Origin of the sequence: Enterobacter sp. CGMCC 5087 (assembly GCF_003144775.1) — a bacterium.
GTDB classification, from domain to species: domain Bacteria; phylum Pseudomonadota; class Gammaproteobacteria; order Enterobacterales; family Enterobacteriaceae; genus Enterobacter; species Enterobacter cloacae_M.
The window spans coordinates 1-18683 of the sequence record NZ_QFXN01000198.1; the positions used below are offsets into that span (position 1 = coordinate 1).

General features: G+C 58.9%; 18 protein-coding genes. 12 read left to right on the plus strand and 6 right to left on the minus strand.

All coding sequences use genetic code 11. The features are described from left to right. Nucleotides 1–255 (minus strand): DUF615 domain-containing protein (locus DEO48_RS16195; protein ID WP_146198290.1); only part of this gene is annotated, 255 nt, incomplete at its 3' end. A gap of 95 nt (nucleotides 256–350) precedes the next feature. Here DEO48_RS16195 and pmbA point away from each other — a divergent pair. From pmbA to DEO48_RS16255, 12 genes are all read left to right on the plus strand, one after another. Continuing rightward, on the plus strand, nucleotides 351–1703 hold the full coding sequence (gene pmbA, locus DEO48_RS16200; protein ID WP_023310180.1) for a metalloprotease PmbA: 1353 nt from the start codon (nucleotides 351–353) through the stop codon (nucleotides 1701–1703). A gap of 38 nt (nucleotides 1704–1741) precedes the next feature. After that, nucleotides 1742–2128, plus strand: a complete 387-nt coding sequence (gene cybC / locus DEO48_RS16205; protein WP_008501412.1) for a cytochrome b562 — start codon at nucleotides 1742–1744, stop codon at nucleotides 2126–2128. 315 nt (nucleotides 2129–2443) lie between these two features. Continuing rightward, nucleotides 2444–2782 (plus strand): glycine dehydrogenase, encoded by a 339-nt coding sequence (locus DEO48_RS16210; protein WP_025911967.1) that lies wholly within the window; start codon nucleotides 2444–2446, stop codon nucleotides 2780–2782. A gap of 10 nt (nucleotides 2783–2792) precedes the next feature. After that, nucleotides 2793–3155 carry an SFCGS family glycine-rich protein gene (locus tag DEO48_RS16215; RefSeq protein WP_006810339.1) on the plus strand — a complete coding sequence of 121 codons (363 nt, stop codon included), beginning with the start codon at nucleotides 2793–2795 and terminating at the stop codon, nucleotides 3153–3155. Nucleotides 3156–3157: 2 nt separating this feature from the next. After that, nucleotides 3158–3457 (plus strand): DUF4312 family protein, encoded by a 300-nt coding sequence (locus DEO48_RS16220; protein WP_006810338.1) that lies wholly within the window; start codon nucleotides 3158–3160, stop codon nucleotides 3455–3457. A 22-nt stretch (nucleotides 3458–3479) separates the two neighbouring features. Further along, complete coding sequence (locus tag DEO48_RS16225; protein WP_023310182.1) at nucleotides 3480–4256, plus strand: DUF4311 domain-containing protein; 777 nt, start codon at nucleotides 3480–3482, stop codon at nucleotides 4254–4256. Between the two features lie 13 nt (nucleotides 4257–4269). Further along, the gene (locus DEO48_RS16230) at nucleotides 4270–4911 is read left to right on the plus strand and encodes a DUF4310 family protein (RefSeq protein WP_023310183.1); all 642 of its coding nucleotides are present in this window, start codon (nucleotides 4270–4272) and stop codon (nucleotides 4909–4911) included. Between the two features lie 42 nt (nucleotides 4912–4953). Then, a complete protein-coding gene (locus DEO48_RS16235) occupies nucleotides 4954–6087 on the plus strand; it encodes an amidohydrolase/deacetylase family metallohydrolase (RefSeq protein WP_109845724.1) in 1134 nt (377 codons plus the stop codon). Then, nucleotides 6071–7189, plus strand: coding sequence for a DgaE family pyridoxal phosphate-dependent ammonia lyase (locus DEO48_RS16240; protein ID WP_109845725.1), 1119 nt, complete (start codon nucleotides 6071–6073; stop codon nucleotides 7187–7189). Before DEO48_RS16235 ends, DEO48_RS16240 begins: the two co-directional genes overlap by 17 nt. Continuing rightward, on the plus strand, nucleotides 7186–7926 hold the full coding sequence (locus DEO48_RS16245) for a KDGP aldolase family protein (RefSeq protein ID WP_109845726.1): 741 nt from the start codon (nucleotides 7186–7188) through the stop codon (nucleotides 7924–7926). The genes DEO48_RS16240 and DEO48_RS16245 overlap by 4 nt, the downstream gene beginning before the upstream one ends. Before the next feature lie 81 nt (nucleotides 7927–8007). After that, the gene (locus DEO48_RS16250) at nucleotides 8008–9144 is read left to right on the plus strand and encodes a lactonase family protein (protein WP_109845727.1); all 1137 of its coding nucleotides are present in this window, start codon (nucleotides 8008–8010) and stop codon (nucleotides 9142–9144) included. 22 nt (nucleotides 9145–9166) lie between these two features. Beyond that, the gene (locus DEO48_RS16255; RefSeq protein WP_109845728.1) at nucleotides 9167–11077 is read left to right on the plus strand and encodes a transcription antiterminator; all 1911 of its coding nucleotides are present in this window, start codon (nucleotides 9167–9169) and stop codon (nucleotides 11075–11077) included. Nucleotides 11078–11109: 32 nt separating this feature from the next. On the opposite strand, the gene nrdG is transcribed toward DEO48_RS16255, so the two are convergent. From nrdG to treR, 5 genes are all read right to left on the minus strand, one after another. After that, a complete protein-coding gene (gene nrdG / locus DEO48_RS16260) occupies nucleotides 11110–11574 on the minus strand; it encodes an anaerobic ribonucleoside-triphosphate reductase-activating protein (RefSeq protein WP_109845729.1) in 465 nt (154 codons plus the stop codon). Nucleotides 11575–11703: 129 nt separating this feature from the next. Beyond that, entirely contained in the window at nucleotides 11704–13842 is a 2139-nt protein-coding gene (nrdD, locus tag DEO48_RS16265) for an anaerobic ribonucleoside-triphosphate reductase (protein WP_109845730.1), read from the minus strand. Between the two features lie 376 nt (nucleotides 13843–14218). Then, nucleotides 14219–15862 (minus strand): alpha,alpha-phosphotrehalase, encoded by a 1644-nt coding sequence (gene treC / locus DEO48_RS16270; RefSeq protein ID WP_109845731.1) that lies wholly within the window; start codon nucleotides 15860–15862, stop codon nucleotides 14219–14221. A gap of 51 nt (nucleotides 15863–15913) precedes the next feature. After that, nucleotides 15914–17332, minus strand: coding sequence for a PTS trehalose transporter subunit IIBC (treB, locus tag DEO48_RS16275; RefSeq protein ID WP_023310193.1), 1419 nt, complete (start codon nucleotides 17330–17332; stop codon nucleotides 15914–15916). Between the two features lie 128 nt (nucleotides 17333–17460). Continuing rightward, nucleotides 17461–18408 (minus strand): trehalose operon repressor TreR, encoded by a 948-nt coding sequence (gene treR, locus DEO48_RS16280; RefSeq protein WP_047174646.1) that lies wholly within the window; start codon nucleotides 18406–18408, stop codon nucleotides 17461–17463. Nucleotides 18409–18683: the final 275 nt, after the last annotated feature.

An 18683-nucleotide genomic window follows, 5' to 3' on the forward strand; every position in this document is an offset into this window, starting at 1 on the left:
GATAAGCTGAAGCTGGCGACGACGGCCTTCTTTTTTGATTTTCTGTGCCAGTTCAATGGCATCGCGCAGATCCTGGTCGAGCGGGATCTTGTCCAGCGCGTTTTTACCCAGTTCTACCATTTCCGCGCCAAGCTGTTTTAACTCTTCGGCGTCACGTTTAATTTCACTTTTACTGACCCAGATGATCTCATCATCTTCGTCTTCGATGTCATCACCGGGAACGTCGTCGAGCCAGTCTTCGGGCTGCTTAGTCATGTCAGGCTCCTTAAAAAAAGAGGCTAATGTTACCAGTTAAGACGCGCACTGAAAAACGGTTCTCTGTTAGACTTCAGTTAACTCTCTCTTACAGTATGGCATTTGCGATGAAAGTAACCTCACAAGTTGAAGCGCAGCGTAAGATTCTGGAAGAAGCCGTCTCCACCGCGCTGATGCTTGCTTCAGAAAAATCAGATGGCGCCGAAGTGGCGGTCAGCAAAACCACCGGCATCAGCGTAAGTACCCGCTATGGTGAAGTGGAGAACGTAGAATTCAACAGCGATGGCGCGCTTGGGATCACGGTGTATCACCAGAACCGCAAAGGCAGCGCGTCATCCACCGATCTCAGCCCGGATGCCATTGCCCGCACGGTGCAGGCTGCGCTGGATATCGCCCGTTATACCTCCCCGGATCCTTACGCAGGCGTGGCGGATAAAGACCTGCTGGCGTTTGACGCGCCGGATCTCGATCTTTTCCACCCGGCGGAAGTGACCCCGGACGAAGCGATCGAACTGGCCGCGCGCGCCGAGCAGGCTTCCCTGCAGGCCGATAAGCGCATCACCAATACCGAAGGCGGCAGCTTTAACAGCCACTACGGCATCAAAGTCTTCGGCAACAGCCACGGCATGCTGCAGGGCTACTGCTCCACCCGTCATTCGCTCTCCAGCTGCGTGATCGCCGAAGAGAACGGTGACATGGAGCGTGACTACGCCTACACCATTGGCCGCGCGCTGGGGGACTTGCAGTCTCCTGAGTGGGTGGGTAAAGAGTGTGCCGAACGCACGCTGTCACGCCTGTCGCCGCGTAAACTCTCCACCATGAAGGCCCCGGTCATTTTTGCCAACGAAGTGGCAACCGGTCTGTTTGGCCATCTGGTGGGCGCTATCGCGGGCGGCTCGGTTTACCGTAAATCGACCTTCCTGCTCGACTCGCTGGGCAAGCAGATCCTGCCGGAATGGCTCACCATTGAAGAACATCCGCACCTGCTGAAAGGGCTGGCCTCCACGCCGTTCGACAGCGAAGGCGTGCGCACCGAACGTCGCGATATCATCAAAGACGGTATTCTGACCCAGTGGCTGCTGACCAACTACTCCGCGCGCAAGCTGGGGCTGAAAAGCACCGGACACGCTGGCGGCATCCACAACTGGCGCATTGCCGGACAGGGCCTGAACTTTGAGCAGATGCTGAAAGAGATGGGCACCGGCCTGGTCGTCACGGAACTGATGGGGCAGGGCGTAAGCGGCATCACCGGAGACTACTCGCGCGGCGCGGCGGGCTTCTGGGTGGAAAACGGCGAAATCCAGTATCCGGTGAGCGAAATTACTATCGCCGGCAACCTGAAAGACATGTGGCGCAATATCGTTACGGTCGGTAACGATATTGAAACACGTAGCAATATACAGTGTGGTTCTGTATTACTCCCGGAAATGAAAATCGCCGGACAATAGAGATAGCGTTTTGTTAATAATAAAAAAGGAAGTGAGCAATGCGTAAACATCTGTTAGCGATCGTCGCGGCTTCAACGCTGGTTCTTGGCTCTTCTGCGTTTGCTGCCGATCTTGAAGACGACATGGGCATCCTCGGGCAAAACCTGAAGGTGGTGCAGAAAACCGACAATGCGGCTGAAATGAAAGACGCGCTGACCAAAATGCGTGAAGCGGCGCTGGACGCACAAAAAGCGACGCCTCCGAAGCTGGAAAGCAAAGCGGCAGACAGTGCAGAGATGAAAGACTACCGCCACGGCTTTGACGTGCTGGTCGGCCAGATCGACGGCGCGCTGAAGCTCGCTAACGAAGGCAAAGTGAAGGAAGCCCAGGCGGCGGCCGAGCAGTTTGTGACGACCCGTAATACGTATCACAAGAAATACCGTTAACCGATCGCGCATCTGACAAACAACCAGCGGGGGCCAGTGGCCCCCGTTTTTTTGCGCGGTAATAAGTAAACCCTATCGCCATCACATTTTTGCGTCACCACGCCTGAACGTTTTCGTTTCCCCGGCGCGCGTTTTGCCGCTGGAATACGTGATATTAATCACGCAAATGCCGTGATTAATCCAGATTCACCGTATTTATGTGGCACAGATCACTGCTGCGGCTCCCCTTTCCACTTCGAAGTGGAAAACAACTCGCTACAAACAATTCCCCCCCAACGTTAGTTTTATTCCAGAGCCATTAACGGGGTAAGACCAGTGATTAACGGAGCGGTAATGAACGACGTTGGGGAACAGGCAGAGCAAACAGAACAGCTCGCGAACACCATGCTGCAGCAGGTTTATGCCCTGCTGGCCCGGAACAACATCATCCCCAATGCGGTACAGGAGCAGATGCTTACTTCCCACGTGCGCGCCATGGCGCACCGGTCCGTGACCGGCGAGCCGCTGCCGGAGGTTGAAGCAGAGCTGTTTGACGAAATTTCACCGGATTCAATGCGGCTTGCCCGTGAAGTGGTGGCGCAGTTTGGCAATCTTCCTGATGAAGAAGCCTGGCTGCTCTCCGTTCACTTTGAAGTCGCGAAAGACAACCTTTAAGGAGCAACACATGGAACAGATTACAGTCGTGATTGGCGATCGCCTGGGTAAAGGTCAGAAGGTGGCGGCCGGTGTGGAAAAAGCAGGTGGACGCGCGGTTGTCGTACCGGGCATGGCGGCAGACATGAAGCTCGGCGACGTGATGAAAGCGGAAAACGCCACCTTCGGCATCTCCTTCTGCGGCAGCGGCGGCGCGGGTGCCATCACCGCCCAGACCAAATATGGCTACAAGGCCAAATACGGTATGCGTTCCGTGGATGAAGGCGTCACCGCCATCAACGAAGGCTGCAACGTGCTGGGCTTTGGCTTTATGGATAAAGAAGAGCTGGGCGAGCGTCTGGTACAGGCGTGGCAGAAAAAATACGGCGCATAAGCATGAAAGAACAGTTCACAACCACGGTGAGAGTGAAGGGGAAGGGCGACGCCAAAGCGCGCGCCTTTGCCGACGCGCTCAACCACGTTCAGGCCGCGGTGATGAAAGCCTCACCGCATATCTTACTGCGTATTGAGCCACAGGATGTGCAGGTCGTTCAGGCGCAAGAAGCGGTGCGTAAAGAAGCCTTTCTGTTCTTCTTTCTGCGCCGGGAAAGACGCACCTACAGCGTGGAGCTGGATGTGACCGTCAACGTGACCGCTATCAATCTTGACCAGGTGGATTTCGTCACGCAACGCTGATTATTCATAAAAGGGCAGACTGATGTTCTTAATTATATTAATAAAATCGCTCATCATTGGCGGCCTGGTTGGCGTCGGTGTTGGCGCCGGGGCTGCACGCATGTTTCATGCGCCTACCACTCAGGGTATGGGCGCGTTTCGTACGTTGGGGGAACTGAACTCCTGTGAAGGGGATCCGGCGTCCCACTTCTCCTTTGGGTTAGGTTTCTTCTTTAACGCCTGGGCCTCTTCCGTGGCCGCAGGTGCCTTCACACAGGACGTTGACCACCGCATCATCCCGAACTGGGGTGCTGCTGCACTGATGATAAAAAACCGTAACGTCGGCGAAACGTTGCACGACCCGCGCAAAATGGCGATTGCCTGCGGCGTGATTGGCATGCTCGTCGTCACCTTCCTGAACCTGACCGCCTCCTCCGTTCCGGCAGCGCTTCAGGTCACCGCCGTGAAGGTGCTGGTACCGGCGGCAAACCTGCTGGTGAACACCGTGATGCCGGTGATCTTCTGGCTGGCGGCCATCGACGCGGGTAAAAAATCGGGCTTCTGGGCCACCATCTTTGGCGGCGCGGCGCAGCTGATCATGGGCAACGCCGTACCGGGCCTGGTGCTGGGGATCCTGATCGGGAAAGGCGTGGAAGAGAGCGGCTGGAACCACGTCACCAAAGTGATGATGGCGGCGATCGTCCTGCTCTTCGTGCTGAGCGGCTTCTTCCGCGGCTTCGACATGAAGATGATCGAATCCTTCCATCTGACCGTGCCGAACTGGCTCGACATGATCCACAACTCGCTCAGCGGTAAATAACAGGAGCCTCTACATGGAACAGAATAAAGGTTTTTGGTATGCCGACTGGTCGTTCCCGATCTTCGTTGGCCTGCTCTCCTCCGGCGTTTTCGCCGGGACGCACATGTACTACCTCTACGGCATCGGCGCGTTTAACGAAGTGGCCTTCGTGGCGATGCTGAAAGCGGGGATCGATACCGGCGTCTACGGCGCGGTGGCGGCGTTCGGCGCGAGCTTCCTGTTCGCCCGTATTATCGAAGGGTCGCTGGTGGGGATTCTCGACATCGGCGGCGCCATCCAGACCGGCGTGGGCCTCGGCGTTCCGGCGCTGCTGCTGGGCGCGGGCATCATGTTCCCGGTGACCAACTTCATTGCCGCGCTGATTACCGGCCTGGTGATTGGTCTGGCGATTGGTTACGTCATCATCCTGGCGCGTAAGTTCACCATCAACCAGAGCAACTCCACCTACGGCGCAGACGTGATGATGGGCGCGGGTAACGCCTCCGGTCGTTTCCTCGGGCCGTTGATTATCCTCAGCGCCATGACCGCCTCCATTCCTATCGGCGTCGGTTCCCTGCTGGGGGCGCTGGTGTTCTACATCTGGCAGAAGCCGATCACCGGTGGCGCCATTCTCGGCGCGATGCTGTTGGGCTGGCTGTTCCCGGTCGCCCTTTAATACCCGCGGGCGCTCAGGCGCCCGCCTTATCAGGAGATCCTCATGTTTGATTTACTCCTGCGCCGTGCGCGCCTTGCCGACGATACCCTGACCGATATCGCCATTCAGGACGGGAAAATTGCCGCGACGGGCGACATTGACGCTCCCGCCCGCAAGACGGTGGAGCTTAACGGCGACGTGTTCGTCAGCGCAGGCTGGATTGACTCTCACGTTCACTGTTACCCGAACTCCCCGATTTACCACGACGAGCCGGACAGCGTGGGTATTGCCACCGGCGTCACCTCCGTAGTGGACGCGGGCAGTACCGGTGCCGACGACGTGGACGATTTCTATGACATCACCCGCAGGGCCTCCACCGAGGTGTTTGCCCTGCTGAACATCTCCCGCGTGGGGCTGATTGCCCAGAACGAGCTGGCCAACATGGCGAATATCGACGCTGACGCGGTGAAGCAGGCGGTGAAGCGCCACCCTGATTTTATCGTCGGCCTGAAGGCGCGCATGAGCAGCAGCGTGGTCGGTGAAAATGGCATTACGCCGCTGGAGCGCGCCAAAGCCATTCAGAAAGAGAACGGCGACCTGCCGCTGATGGTGCACATCGGCAACAACCCGCCGAACCTCGACGAAATTGCCGAACTGCTGAGCTCCGGCGACATCATCACCCACTGCTACAACGGCAAACCCAACCGCATTCTGACGCCCTCCGGCGAGCTGCGCGCCTCCATCACCTCCGCCCTGAAGCGCGGCGTGCGTCTGGACGTCGGCCACGGCACGGCGAGCTTCAGCTTTGAGGTGGCGAAACGCGCCATCGCGATGGGCATTCTGCCGCACACCATCAGCTCGGATATCTACTGCCGCAACCGCATCAACGGCCCGGTGGGCTCGCTGGCAAGCGTGATGTCGAAGTTTCTCGCCATCGGCATGTCGCTGCCGCAGGTGATTGACTGCGTGACTGCGAACGCCGCCGACGGCCTGCGCCTGGCGCGCAAGGGCCGCATTCAGCCGGGTCTCGACGCCGACCTGACGCTGTTTACGCTCAAACGCCAGCCGACGGTGCTGACGGATGCCGAAAACGACAGCCTGCAGGCTGAACACATTCTGGTGCCGCTTGCCGCGATCCGCGCGGGCAAGGGCTACATGACCGAACAAGGGAGCACGGAACATGCCTTCGATTTATGAGAAGTACCATTTAAAGCAGGTTATCAACACATCTGGCCGAATGACGGCGCTGGGCGTCTCCACGCCGCGCCCGGAAGTAGTGCAGGCGGCGATGGACGGCATGAATCACTATTTCGAGATGAAGGATCTGGTCAATAAAACCGGGGAATACATCGCGAAGCTGCTGGATGTGGAAGGCGCGACGGTAGTTTCCTGCGCATCGGCGGGCATAGCCCAGTCGGTGGCGGCGGTGCTGGTCAAAGACAGCGACTGGCTGCTGGAAAACCTGCACGTGACCCCGATTGAGAACAACGAAATCGTTCTGCCGAAAGGCCACAACGTGAACTTTGGCGCGCCGGTGGGCACCATGGTGGCGCTGGGCGGCGGCAAGCTGGTGGAGGCGGGCTATGCCAACGAATGCTCCGCCGATCAGCTGGCGGCGGCGATCACCCCGCGCACGGCGGCGATCCTCTACATCAAATCTCACCACTGCGTGCAGAAAAGCATGCTCAGCGTTGGGCAGGCGGCTGTCGTGGCGCGCAAGCACGATCTCCCGCTGATCGTCGATGCGGCGGCGGAAGAAGATCTGCACGCGTACTACAGATCCGGTGCCGATCTGGTGATCTACAGCGGCGCGAAGGCGATTGAAGGCCCCACCAGCGGGCTGGTGATCGGCAAAACCCAGTACGTTGAGTGGGTTAAGCGCCAGACGGCGGGCATTGGCCGCGCCATGAAGGTGGGTAAAGAAGGCATTCTTGGCCTGACCTGCGCCATCGAACACTATCTGACGGCGACCAAAGAGAGCGGGGCCGAGATGGTGGCGAAGATGACGCCGTTTATCGAGGCGCTCAACACCCTGAACGGCGTGACCGCGCGCGTGGTCTGGGACAGCGCCGGTCGAGATATCGCCCGTACCGAGATTAAGTTCGACGAAGCCACGACCGGCGTCGGCACGGGCGATCTGGTGGCGAAGCTGAAGCAGGGCGAATACGCCATTTACTTCCGTGGCTACAAGGCCAACGAAGGGATTATCGAGGCGGACGTGCGCAGCGTGAACGCTGACCAGCTGAACATCGTCTACCGCCGCATTAGCGAAGTATTAGGACAGGAGAAAAACGCATGAAACTGACCCCCAACTTTTACCGTGACCGCGTCTGCCTGAACGTGCTGGCAGGATCGAAAGCCAACGCCAGCGCCATTTACGAGGCGGCGGAAGGTCACGTGCTGGTGGGCGTGCTCTCCAAAAATTACCCGGACGTGGCGAGCGCCGTTGCCGATATGCGTGAATATGCCGAGCTGATTGAGAACGCCCTCTCCGTTGGGCTGGGCGCGGGCGATCCGAACCAGTCTGCTATGGTGAGTGAAATCTCCCGTCAGGTGCAGCCGCAGCACGTTAACCAGGTCTTTACCGGCGTGGCCACCAGCCGCGCGCTGCTGGGGCAGAATGAGTCGGTGGTCAACGGTCTGGTCTCTCCAACCGGCACCGTCGGGATGGTCAAAATCTCCACCGGACCGCTGAGCAGCAACGCTCCGGACGGCATTGTGCCGGTTGAAACCGCGATTGCCCTGCTGAAGGATTTCGGCGGCAGCTCCGTCAAATACTTCCCGATGGGCGGCCTCAAGTGCCGTGACGAGTACAAAGCGGTGGCGGAAGCCTGCGCCCGTCACGACTTCTGGCTGGAGCCGACCGGAGGTATCGATCTGGAAAACTATGAGGAGATCCTGCAGATCGCCCTCGACGCGGGCGTGAGCAAAATCATCCCGCATATTTACAGCTCGATTATCGACAAAGCCAGCGGCGACACGCGCCCGGAAGACGTGCGTACGCTGCTTGCGATGACGAAGAAGCTGGTTAAGTAGTATCTGCCCTCACCCTAACCCTCTCCCTTTGGGAGAGGGCAGGGGTGAGGGAAAAAAACACACAAACCTGAAGGAGCCACCATGCATACCCGTACCCTGCTTGTTGCTTCACTCTCAATGTTCGCCACCGCCGCTATCGCCCAGCCGCAATATGCCTGGGTGGGCACCTACAACCCCAACGGCGAAGGGCTGTACCGCTTCACCGTTGACCCGCAAAGCGGCGCGCTGGCGAATAAAACGCTGGTGAGCAGGCTGCCGAACGCCGCGCAGCTGGCCGTCTCGCACGACGGCAAAACGCTGTATCTGGCAAGCGAAGTGGAGCAGGGCGTGGTGCAGGCGCTGCGGGTGGGGGATAACGGCCAGCTGAGCGAGCTGAATCAGGTGGCCTCCGGCGGCGCGGGGCCGGTTTACCTGTCGCTGACGCCGAACGGTCGCCATCTTCTGGTGGCGAACTACGTCAGCGGATCTATCGCAGTGCTGCCCGTTAAAGCAGACGGCAGCCTGGGTGAGGCTACGGATAAGCATCAGGATCAGGGCGAGCCGGGCGCGGCGAAGCCGGAAGCGGCAGCGGAGGGCAGCTTTGCCATCAGCGATCATAACGGTCCACACGCGCACATGATCGCCGCCGATCCGAGCGGGAAATACGTCTTTTCCACCGATCTTGGGCTGGATCGCCTCTACCAGTACCGTTTTGACGATCGAACAGGAAAGCTGACGCCGAACGATCCGCCGTTTATCAACGCCTCCTCAAAAGGCGCCGGGCCGCGCCACTTTGTCTTTACGCCAAAAGGCGATGCCCTGTGGCTGATTAACGAAGAGGCGTCTACGCTCACCCATTATACCGTGAGCACCAACGGCACCTTAAAAGAGGGCAAAACGCTTTCAGCCCTGCCGGAAGGCTACAAAGGCACCAGCTTTGCTGCCGGGCTCGCATTAAGCGCCGACGGTAAACAGCTGTATGTGGCTAACCGTTTGCATAACAGCATCGGGCACTTTACCGTAACAGCGGAGGGAACGCTGACGCATCAGGACGACGTCTGGACGCGCGGCGACTACCCGCGCACCCTGACGCTCGATAAGCAGGGGCGCTGGCTGTACGTCATGAACCAGCGCAGCGACAACATCACCCGTTTCCGCGTGGCGCAGGACGGGAAATTGAGCTTCGAGCCAGACTATACCCCGGTCGGCAGCCCATCCCAGATGGTCATTTCACCTTAAGCTGTAATAAGAGGACAAGCCCGTGCGATTTCCGAACCAACGTTTAGCGCAACTGTTCGATCTGTTGCAAAACGAGACGCTGCCGCAGGACGAGCTGGCGCAGCGGCTGTCGGTCTCCACGCGAACCGTCCGTGCCGATATCACCGCCCTGAACGCGCTGCTGGCAGGCCACGGCGCGCAGTTTATATTGAGCCGGGGCAACGGCTATCAGCTCAAAATTGATGATGCCCAGCGCTACCAGCAGCTGCAGGCATCCCACCCGCGCGCGCTGCGTATTCCCCGGACCGGGCCGGAGCGCGTGCACTATCTGGTGGTGCGTTTTCTGACTTCGGCATTTTCTCTTAAGCTCGAGGATCTGGCGGACGAGTGGTTCGTCAGCCGCGCCACGCTGCAAAGCGACATGGCCGAAGTGCGCGAGTGGTTTCACCGCTATAACCTGACGCTGGAAACGCGTCCGCGCCACGGCATGAAGCTGTTTGGCAGCGAGATGTCGACCCGCGCGTGCCTGACCGATCTGCTCTGGGAGCTGGCGCAGCAGGACAGCCTGAACCCGCTGGTGACCGATGTGGCGCTGAATGCGGGCGTGGCGGAGCAGATGGTGCCGGTGCTGCACGACGCCCTGACGCGCCACCACATTCGCCTGACCGATGAAGGCGAGCTGTTCCTGCGCCTGTACTGCGCGGTATCGGTACGTCGCATCAGCGAGGGCTATCCGCTGCCGGAATTCCACGCCGAAGACGTGGAAGAGAACGTGCGCGAGGCGGCTAAGGATATCGCCGTCACCATCCAGCAGCTGGCGGGCAAGGCGCTTTCGCCATCAGAGGAGAGCTGGCTGTGCGTGCACATTGCGGCGCGGCAGATTCAGGAGATTGCCCCGAGCGCAATTAACGCGGATGACGACGAAGCGCTGGTCAACTACATCCTGCGCTATATCAACACCCACTATAACTACAATCTGCTCAGCGACGCGCAGCTGCACGCGGACCTGCTTACGCACATCAAAACCATGATCACCCGCGTGCGGTATCAAATCATGATCCCCAATCCGCTGCTGGATAACATCAAGCAGCACTACCCGATGGCGTGGGACATGACCCTCGCGGCGGTGTCGAGCTGGGGAAAATACACGCCTTATGTGATCAGCGAAAACGAAATCGGCTTCCTGGTGCTGCATATCGGCGTCGGGCTGGAGCGCCACTACAACATCGGCTACCAGCGCCAGCCGCGCGTGCTGCTGGTGTGTGACGCAGGTAATGCCATGGTCCGCATGATTGAAGCGGTGCTGCAGCGCAAGTACCCGCAAATTGAGGTGGCCCGCACGCTCACCCTGCGCGAGTACGAGCTGGCGGAAACGATTAGCGAAGACTTTGTGATCGCCACCGCCCGCGTCAGCGAAAAGTCCAAACCGGTGGTGACGATCGCCCCGTTCCCGACCGATTACCAGTTAGAGCAGATCGGCAAGCTGGTGCTGGTGGACCGCACCCGCCCGTGGATGCTGGATAAATACTTCGACGCGGCCCATTTCCGCATTATCGACAAGCCCGTTGACCAGCAAACGCTGTTTCGCGAGCTGTGCGCGCAGCTTGAAGGCGAGGGGTTTGTCGGCGCGGAGTTTCTGGATTCGGTTGTTGAGCGTGAAGCCATCGTCAGCACCATGCTCGGCGACGGCATCGCGCTCCCGCACTCCCTCGGCCTGCTGGCGCAGAAAACGGTAGTCTATACCGTGCTCGCCCCGCACGGCGTTCAGTGGGGAGACGAAACCGCGCACGTCATCTTCCTGCTCGCCATCAGCAAAAGCGAGTACGAAGAGGCGATGGCGATTTACGATATTTTCGTCACCTTCCTGCGTGAACGGGCGATGTCGCGGCTCTGTAGCTGCGGAGATTTTGCCGAATTTAAGGCGGTGGCAATGGAGAGTTTGAGTCGGTTTTGAGGTAAGGGCGGACGGACAACATCCGCCTTTGTTCACCGCAGATGATGCACAACCTGGTTGCTGCTGCCGCGCCAAATCAGCGACGGGTCTTTTAAATCCTGCACGAACTTGCCGTCGACCAGGACGTTAATCAGATCCACCACTTCCATTTGCTGCGCGTTCAGCTCATCCAGCCTGTAGCCTGTCCAGACCCAGATATCTTTTCCCGTACACTCTGCCCGAATGCGCTTCACCAGCTTCAGGATCTCCGGCACGTTTTGCGGGTGCAGGGGGTCGCCGCCGGAGAGCGAGACCCCCTGACGGTGAATGCGCGTGTCGTTGAGGTCGTTGACGATCCGGTCTTCCATTTCGGCGGTGAACGGCATGCCGGAATTTAAGCGCCAGGTGCTTTTGTTGTAGCAGCCAGGGCATTCGTGGACGCAGCCTGAAACGAACAGGGTGCAGCGGGTGCCGGGGCCGTTGACGATGTCGACGGGGTAGTACTGGTGATAGTTCATAGCGTTAACCTGATGACCTCACCCCGGCCCTCTCCCACGGGGAGAGGGAGAAAACCGGAGTCAGGCTTAGCAATGTGCTCGATCGGTTCCCTCTCCCTTGAGCGAGAGGGGTAGAACCCTGCGCAGAACTTACCCGATCTGCCCATTCCCCAAATGCTTCACGCGACGCTTCACCTCTTCCTGCTTCCCGGCGTTAAACGGACGCGCGTCCGGGCTGCCGAGATAGCCGCATACGCGACGGGTCACGGATACGCGGGCCGCATCGTGGTTGCCGCATTTCGGGCAGGTAAAGCCTTTGCTCGTACACTCGAACTCGCCGGTAAAGCCGCACTCGTAGCACTCGTCGATTGGCGTGTTGGTCCCGTAATACGGCACGTGCTGATAGCTGTAATCCCACACGTCTTCCAGCGCCTTCAGGTTGTGCTGAATGTTCGGGTACTCGCCGTAGCAGATGAAGCCGCCGCTGGCGATCGGCGGATACGCCGCTTCGAAGTCGATCTTGTCGTACGGGTTCACCTTTTTCTCCACGTCGAGGTGGAAGCTGTTGGTGTAATATCCTTTGTCGGTCACGCCTTCCACGATCCCGAACTCGGCGGTGTCCAGACGGCAGAAGCGGTCGCACAGGTTCTCGCTCGGCGTGCTGTAGAGGCTAAACCCGTAGCCGGTTTCCTCTTTCCACTGGTCTACCGCGTCGCGCAGGCGCTTAACAATCGTAATGCCTTTCTCACGCAGGGCCTCGCTGTCGTACATATGCGTGTCGCCAGCCAATGCGTTGATGGTCTCGTGAATACCGATATAGCCCAGCGAAATCGACGCGCGACCGTTTTTGAAGATCTCAGACACGTCATCGTCCGCTTTCAGACGCACTCCGCAGGCCCCTTCCATATAGAGGATCGGCGCGACGCGGGCTTTGACCCCTTCAAGGCGCGCAATGCGGGTCATCAGCGCCTTACGCGCCAGCTGCAGACGCTCGTCCAGCAGCGTCCAGAATTCCGCTTCATTGCCTTTCGCCTCCAGCGCGATGCGCGGCAGGTTCAGGCTGATGACGCCCAGGTTGTTGCGCCCGTCGTGGATCTGCTCGCCGTTTTCATCTTCGTACACGCCGAGGAAGCTGCGGCAGCCCATTGGCGTTTTAAACGAACCGGTAACTTTCACAACCTGGTCGTAGTTCAGGATGTCCGGATACATGCGCTTGCTCGCGCACTCCAGCGCCAGCTGTTTGATGTCGTAGTTCGGATCGCCAAACTTGTGGTTCAGGCCGTCGCGGATGGCGAACACCAGTTTCGGGAACACCGCCGTTTTGCGGTTCTTGCCGAGGCCGGAAATACGGTTGCGAAGGATCGACTGCTGGATCAGGCGTGATTCCCAGCTGGTGCCCAGGCCAAAGCCGAAGGTCACAAACGGCGTCTGGCCGTTGGCGGTGTGCAGCGTGTTCACCTCATATTCCAGCGACTGGAAGGCATCGTAGCACTCTTTCTCGGTACGGGAGTGCGCGTAGCCGTCAGCGTCCGGGATCTGCCACTCTTCGGCCGTTTTACGGTGCTTGTTGAAGCTTGCCGTCACGAACGGGGCCAGCACTTCATCAATGCGGTTAATCGTGGTGCCGCCATAAATATGGCTGGCGACCTGGGCGATAATCTGCGCGGTGACGGCGGTGGCCGTGGAGATTGATTTTGGCGGTTCAATCTCGGCGTTACCCATTTTAAAACCGTGGGTCAGCATGCCCTTCAGGTCGATCAGCATGCAGTTGAACATGGGGAAGAACGGCGAATAGTCGAGATCGTGGTAGTGAATTTCACCACGCTCGTGCGCCGACACCACGTCGCGCGGCAGCAGGTGCTGACGGGCATAGTGTTTGGCGACGATACCGGCCAGCAGGTCGCGCTGGGTCGGGATCACTTTACTGTCTTTGTTGGCGTTTTCATTGAGCAGGGCGGAGTTGGTCTGCTCCACCAGGCCACGGATCTCCTGGTTCAGACGACCGCGCTTCTCACGCTGCACGTCACGATCGTGACGGTACTCAATGTAGGCACGCGCCAGCTGCTTGTAAGGCCCCGCCATCAGCTGGTTCTCAACCGCGGTCTGGATCTCGTTGATATCGACCTGGCTGCGTTCGTTCATCTGGCTGCTGACGACTTCTGCGACGGTGGCGCAGTAATCTGCGTCATCGACTCCCGCTGCTTTAGCTGCACGCAGAATGGCTTCCTGGATGCGCTCTGATTTAAACGGCACTTTACAGCCATCACGTTTCATCACATGCGGTGTCATGATCACTCCATTTTTTGAAAACAGGTTATCCACAGAGGTGGAGAAGTAATAACCGGGCGTATTCCCCGCCGGGCCAAAGACTTCCCGCGTTCCCAGCTCGTGTTATCCACAATTCCGGCCAGCGTAAGCGCCGTCTTGTTGTTGGAATAGTAGACGATAAATACAAGATGTTGGGTCGGCGTGCATTTTAAGTGCTACATATAGTGATTTGCATCAAACATGTTTGCGATTTATTTGATGCAGAACAAAGTAAAAAGACGAGAGTACAAACGACGGGCGCTTCAGCGATTGTAAAGGCGCGCGAGAAAAATCTGATTAATTATTCAACAAAAACAGTAAAGTAAGCCGGGTGCTGAGCCGCACCCGGCAGGGAAAGTTACTGCTGCAACCACCAGACGGCTTCAAACGGACGGAGTGACGTCGTTTGCGGTTCCGGGTAGTTACTCATCAGCGCCTGCGACCTATCGCTGAGAGCGTCTGTCTGCCATTCCTGCGGCGTAGGACTCAGGTTTGCCGCCACTATCAGCGTCTGCCCCTGCCACTGACGACGGTAGCACCAAAGGGAAGGATGTTCCGGAAGGAGATCTTGATAATCTCCCCACGTCAGCACCGGCAGGGTTTTGCGCAGGCTAATCAGCGACCGGTAGGTGTAGAACACCGAATCCGGGTCGTCCAGCGCCGCGCGGGCATTCACCGTCTCGTAGTTATCGCAGACGCCAATCCACGGCTCGCCCTCGGTAAAGCCCGCATTGTGCGACGCGTCCCACTGCATTGGGGTTCGCCCGTTATCGCGGGACTTACTCGCCAGAATCGCCAGCAATTCCTCAGGTTCGCGGCCGTTGGCGCGCAGTTCGGCGAACATGTTCAGGCTCTCCACGTCGCGGTAATCGGTGATGCGGCTGAAGTGCGGGTTGGTCATCCCCAGCTCCTCGCCCTGGTAGATATACGGCGTACCCTGCATGCCGTGCAGCACCATGCCGAGCATCTTCGCGGCAGCCACGCGGTGTTCCCCTTCATCACCAAAGCGCGACACGATGCGCGGCTGATCGTGGTTACACCAGAACAGCGCGTTCCAGGCCCTGTTGTGCATGCCCTGCTGCCAGTGGCGGAAGAGGGTTTTCAGCGCCACGAAGTCCGGCTTCGCCTGCGTCCACTTTTCGCCGCCGGGGTAGTCCACCTTCAGGTGATGGAAGTTAAAGGTCATTGACAGCTCGCTGCCGTCGAGCGAGGCGTACTGCTGGCAGTTCTCCAGCGAGGTCGAGGACATCTCGCCCACCGTCATCAGGTTGCGCGGGGTGAAGACGTCCCGGCTCATCTCCTGCAGATATTCGTGAACGCGCGGCCCGTCTGTGTAGAAGCGGCGGCCGTCGCCGGTGTTGTCGTCCGGGAAATCCTGATCTTTCGAAATCAGGTTAATCACGTCGAGACGCAAGCCGTCCACGCCGCGATCGGCCCAGAACTCGCACACCTTTTTCAGCTCCGCGCGCACTTCAGGGTTCTCCCAGTTGAGGTCCGCCTGCTCCGGGGCGAACAGGTGCAGGTAATACTGCTCGCTCTCGGCGTGCCAGCGCCAGGCGTTGCCGCCAAACTTGGAGCGCCAGTTGTTGGGAAGCTGCTCCGGCGTGCCGTCGCGCCAGATGTAGAACTGGCGGTACGGGCTCGCTTTGTTCAGCGACTCGCGGAACCAGGCGTGCTGCGTGGAGGTGTGGTTAAACACCATATCCAGCACGATGCGGATGCCGCGCTCGTGCGCCCGGGCAACCAGCTCGTCGAAATCATCCAGCGTGCCGTAGGCCGGGTCGATGGCGGTGTAATTCGCCACGTCGTAGCCGTTATCCACCTGCGGGGAGATATAAAACGGCGTCAGCCAGATGGCGTCGATGCCGAGGGTTTTCAGGTAGTCCAGACGCTTCGTCACGCCGCGCAGATCGCCGGTGCCGCTGCCGGTGGTGTCCTGGAAACTCTTTGGGTAAATCTGATAGATGACGCCGTTCTGCCACCAGTGAGGAAGGGTATTCATAATGCGTTCCTGCAAATGCGAAGGGGCGCAACTGCGCCCCGAAAGAAGAAGTTAAACAATCTGCAGCGAGCCCTGACGGAACTTACGCTGGTAAACCACGGTGGTGAGCGCCATTGGGACGATAATCGCGATGGCCATCGCCAGGGCAAACACCTGCCAGTAAGCGGGCTGGATGGAGAGAATGCCCGGCAGGCCGCCGACGCCAATCCCGTTCGCCATCACGCCGTTCAGACCACACACCAGGCCAGCCAGACCGGAACCGATCATCGCGCAGAGCATCGGGAAGCGGTACTTCAGGTTGATACCGTACATCGCCGGTTCGGTGACGCCGAGGTAGGCAGAGATGGCCGCCGGAACGGAGATCTCACGCTCGTTGTGCTTGCGGCTGACGATGATGATGCCGGTAACCGCTGACGCCTGGGCAATGTTAGACAGGGCGATAATCGGCCAGACCGGCGTGCCGCCGAGGCTCTGGATCATCTGCATATCAATGGCCAGCGTGGTCTGGTGCACGCCGGTGATCACCAGCGGGGCGTACAGGAAGCCAAACAGTGCGGCTCCAATCGGCGCGAAGCTGCCGGTCATCAGGTGACGCACCGCGAAGGCCACGCCGTCGCCGATCATGCGGCCAAACGGACCGATAAAGGCGTGCGCCAGGAACACCGCCAGAATCAGCGAGCAGACCGGCACCACCACCAGATAGAGGTAATCCGGCACGATGCGCTTCAGGCGCGTTTCAATAAAGCCCAGCGCCAGACCCGCCAGCAGGGCCGGAATGACCTGCGCCTGATAGCCCACTTTGGCGATAGTAAACAGGCCGAAGTTCCACACCTCAGGCACCTGCTGACCAAGTAAGTAAGCGTTCATTAACTGTGGAGAGACCAGCGTGACGCCCAGCACGATACCGAGAATCGGCGTGCCGCCCATCTTGCGCACCGCGGACCAGCAAATCCCGACTGGCAGATAGAAGAAGATCGCCTCGCCAATCAGCCACAGGAAATCGTAAACGGTTTTCAGCGCCGGATACATCTGCGCCAGGGTTTTGCCGTCGCTCATCGGTACATCGCCGATGACGTTACGGAAGCCTAAGATTAAGCCCCCGCTGATCAGCGCCGGCAGCAGCGGGAAGAAAATTTCCGCGAAGTGGGAAATCAGCTGCTCGTGCCACTTCATATTCTGGCGCGCGGCCTTCTTCGCCTGCTCTTTATCGGCGGAGGAGTGCCCGGTTGTCGCCAGCAGAGCCTGATAGTAATCGCCCACTTCGGTACCAATAACGACCTGGAACTGCCCGGCGTTGGTGAAGCAGCCTTTGACCATGGAAAGTTCTTCAATGGCCTTCGGGTTGGCTTTGGCCGGATCGTTCAGCACGAAGCGCAGGCGGGTAATGCAATGGCTGACGGTAGCGATGTTTTCGCGGCCACCGACCAGGACGATCAACTGATCGATATCTGCTTGTTTGACTTTACTCATCATGAAACCTCATGACAGATGGTGAGGGGTGTAATGACCTGAGCGCAAGCCTACTCCTTCAGCGTGACGGCGAAAATGGGAACGTTCCCGAAATCAGGCGAAGATCACAATAATCTGTTTTAGAGGGGTTACGAAAGGTGAGCGGGAATGACGATCTGACGGGGCTCTGAACGCCCGTTTATCTGCTCGATCAGCTGCGCGGCGGCCTGTCTGCCGGACTCGGCGTAGCCCGGATCGACGGTGATGATCTCCGGGTGCAGGAACTTCATCAGCGGCGTGCTGCCGACGCTCGCCACCTGCAGGTTATCGATGCGCTGCTCCTGCAGATATTTGCTCGCACCCAGCGCCAGGGTATCCGTGGCGCACACCAGCGCGGTGGTCTGCGGCGTCAGAACGCTGGCGGCCTGCTCGTAGCCCTGCTTCATGCCCAGCCCCGGCAGGGAGGCAACGGCGGAGAGATTGTGCTTTTTGCAAAAAGCCAGGTAGGCCTCATGACGGCGCTTGCCGGTGGTGACGTCCGCGTGCGGGACGCCGAGGAAGCTGATGTGGCGATGGCCTTCGTCAAACAGGCGCTGCATCAGGGTGATAATCGCGCCCTCGTCGTCATAGCAGACGGAGGCAAAACCGTGGGCATCGCGCGCCAGCAGCACCAGCGAAGGCTGCCATGGTTTTAGCATCTCGTCCTTAATGCCGGTAAAACCGAACAGCACCACGCCGTCAATGTTGCGCCGCTGGAGCATCCCCAGATGCTCTTCAACCAGCTGCACAGAGAACTGGCTCTCCATCATGATCGGATCATACCCCTGCTCGTAGAAGGCGGGCAGCATGGTCTGCACGGCGAGATTTTCCGACAGAGAGTCCAGACGCGAGACAATGATGGCGACGACTTTGTCACTCTGCCCGCGCATGGCGCGCGCGGAGCGGGAAGGGGAAAAACCGTGCTGATTCATGACCGCCTCAACGCGCTCGCGGGTGCGTTCGCTGACGCCGCTTTCGTTGTTCAGCACGCGTGAGACGGTCGATTTCCCCACGCCGCTTAAACGCGCGATGTCTTTAATCGTAAGGCGGTTCTGCATGCTGTATTCCCTGTAACAACGACGATGTAGTGAATTGAGCCTAATGCTATAGCGCGATTTCGCTATGGGCAAAGTCTGGTTTACGTTCGGTTTATTTGCAGGGGGGTATAATACCGCCCGAATCGTCATAAAGGGTATGCCTAAATCCCTGTACTGCGCGGCGACACCCTACTTTTTACTTACCGGAGGCTTCATGGATCCCGATCCCACACCTCTCCTGAACGGGAGAATGCGTTCTTTCCGGTAAGCCAGCTTTTGCTGTCTCACCGGCGTGA

Excerpts from the sequence above, each read along its gene's own strand:
- pmbA (WP_023310180.1), top strand. The coding sequence starts at position 351 with ATGGCATTTGCGATGAAAGTAACCTCACAAGTTGAAGCGCAGCGTAAG.
- cybC (WP_008501412.1), top strand. The coding sequence starts at position 1,742 with ATGCGTAAACATCTGTTAGCGATCGTCGCGGCTTCAACGCTGGTTCTT.
- DEO48_RS16215 (WP_006810339.1), top strand. The coding sequence starts at position 2,793 with ATGGAACAGATTACAGTCGTGATTGGCGATCGCCTGGGTAAAGGTCAG.
- DEO48_RS16220 (WP_006810338.1), top strand. The coding sequence starts at position 3,158 with ATGAAAGAACAGTTCACAACCACGGTGAGAGTGAAGGGGAAGGGCGAC.
- DEO48_RS16225 (WP_023310182.1), top strand. The coding sequence starts at position 3,480 with ATGTTCTTAATTATATTAATAAAATCGCTCATCATTGGCGGCCTGGTT.
- DEO48_RS16230 (WP_023310183.1), top strand. The coding sequence starts at position 4,270 with ATGGAACAGAATAAAGGTTTTTGGTATGCCGACTGGTCGTTCCCGATC.
- DEO48_RS16235 (WP_109845724.1), top strand. The coding sequence starts at position 4,954 with ATGTTTGATTTACTCCTGCGCCGTGCGCGCCTTGCCGACGATACCCTG.
- DEO48_RS16240 (WP_109845725.1), top strand. The coding sequence starts at position 6,071 with ATGCCTTCGATTTATGAGAAGTACCATTTAAAGCAGGTTATCAACACA.
- DEO48_RS16245 (WP_109845726.1), top strand. The coding sequence starts at position 7,186 with ATGAAACTGACCCCCAACTTTTACCGTGACCGCGTCTGCCTGAACGTG.
- DEO48_RS16250 (WP_109845727.1), top strand. The coding sequence starts at position 8,008 with ATGCATACCCGTACCCTGCTTGTTGCTTCACTCTCAATGTTCGCCACC.
- nrdG (WP_109845729.1), bottom strand. The coding sequence starts at position 11,574 with ATGAACTATCACCAGTACTACCCCGTCGACATCGTCAACGGCCCCGGC.
- nrdD (WP_109845730.1), bottom strand. The coding sequence starts at position 13,842 with ATGACACCGCATGTGATGAAACGTGATGGCTGTAAAGTGCCGTTTAAA.
- treC (WP_109845731.1), bottom strand. The coding sequence starts at position 15,862 with ATGAATACCCTTCCTCACTGGTGGCAGAACGGCGTCATCTATCAGATT.
- treB (WP_023310193.1), bottom strand. The coding sequence starts at position 17,332 with ATGAGTAAAGTCAAACAAGCAGATATCGATCAGTTGATCGTCCTGGTC.
- treR (WP_047174646.1), bottom strand. The coding sequence starts at position 18,408 with ATGCAGAACCGCCTTACGATTAAAGACATCGCGCGTTTAAGCGGCGTG.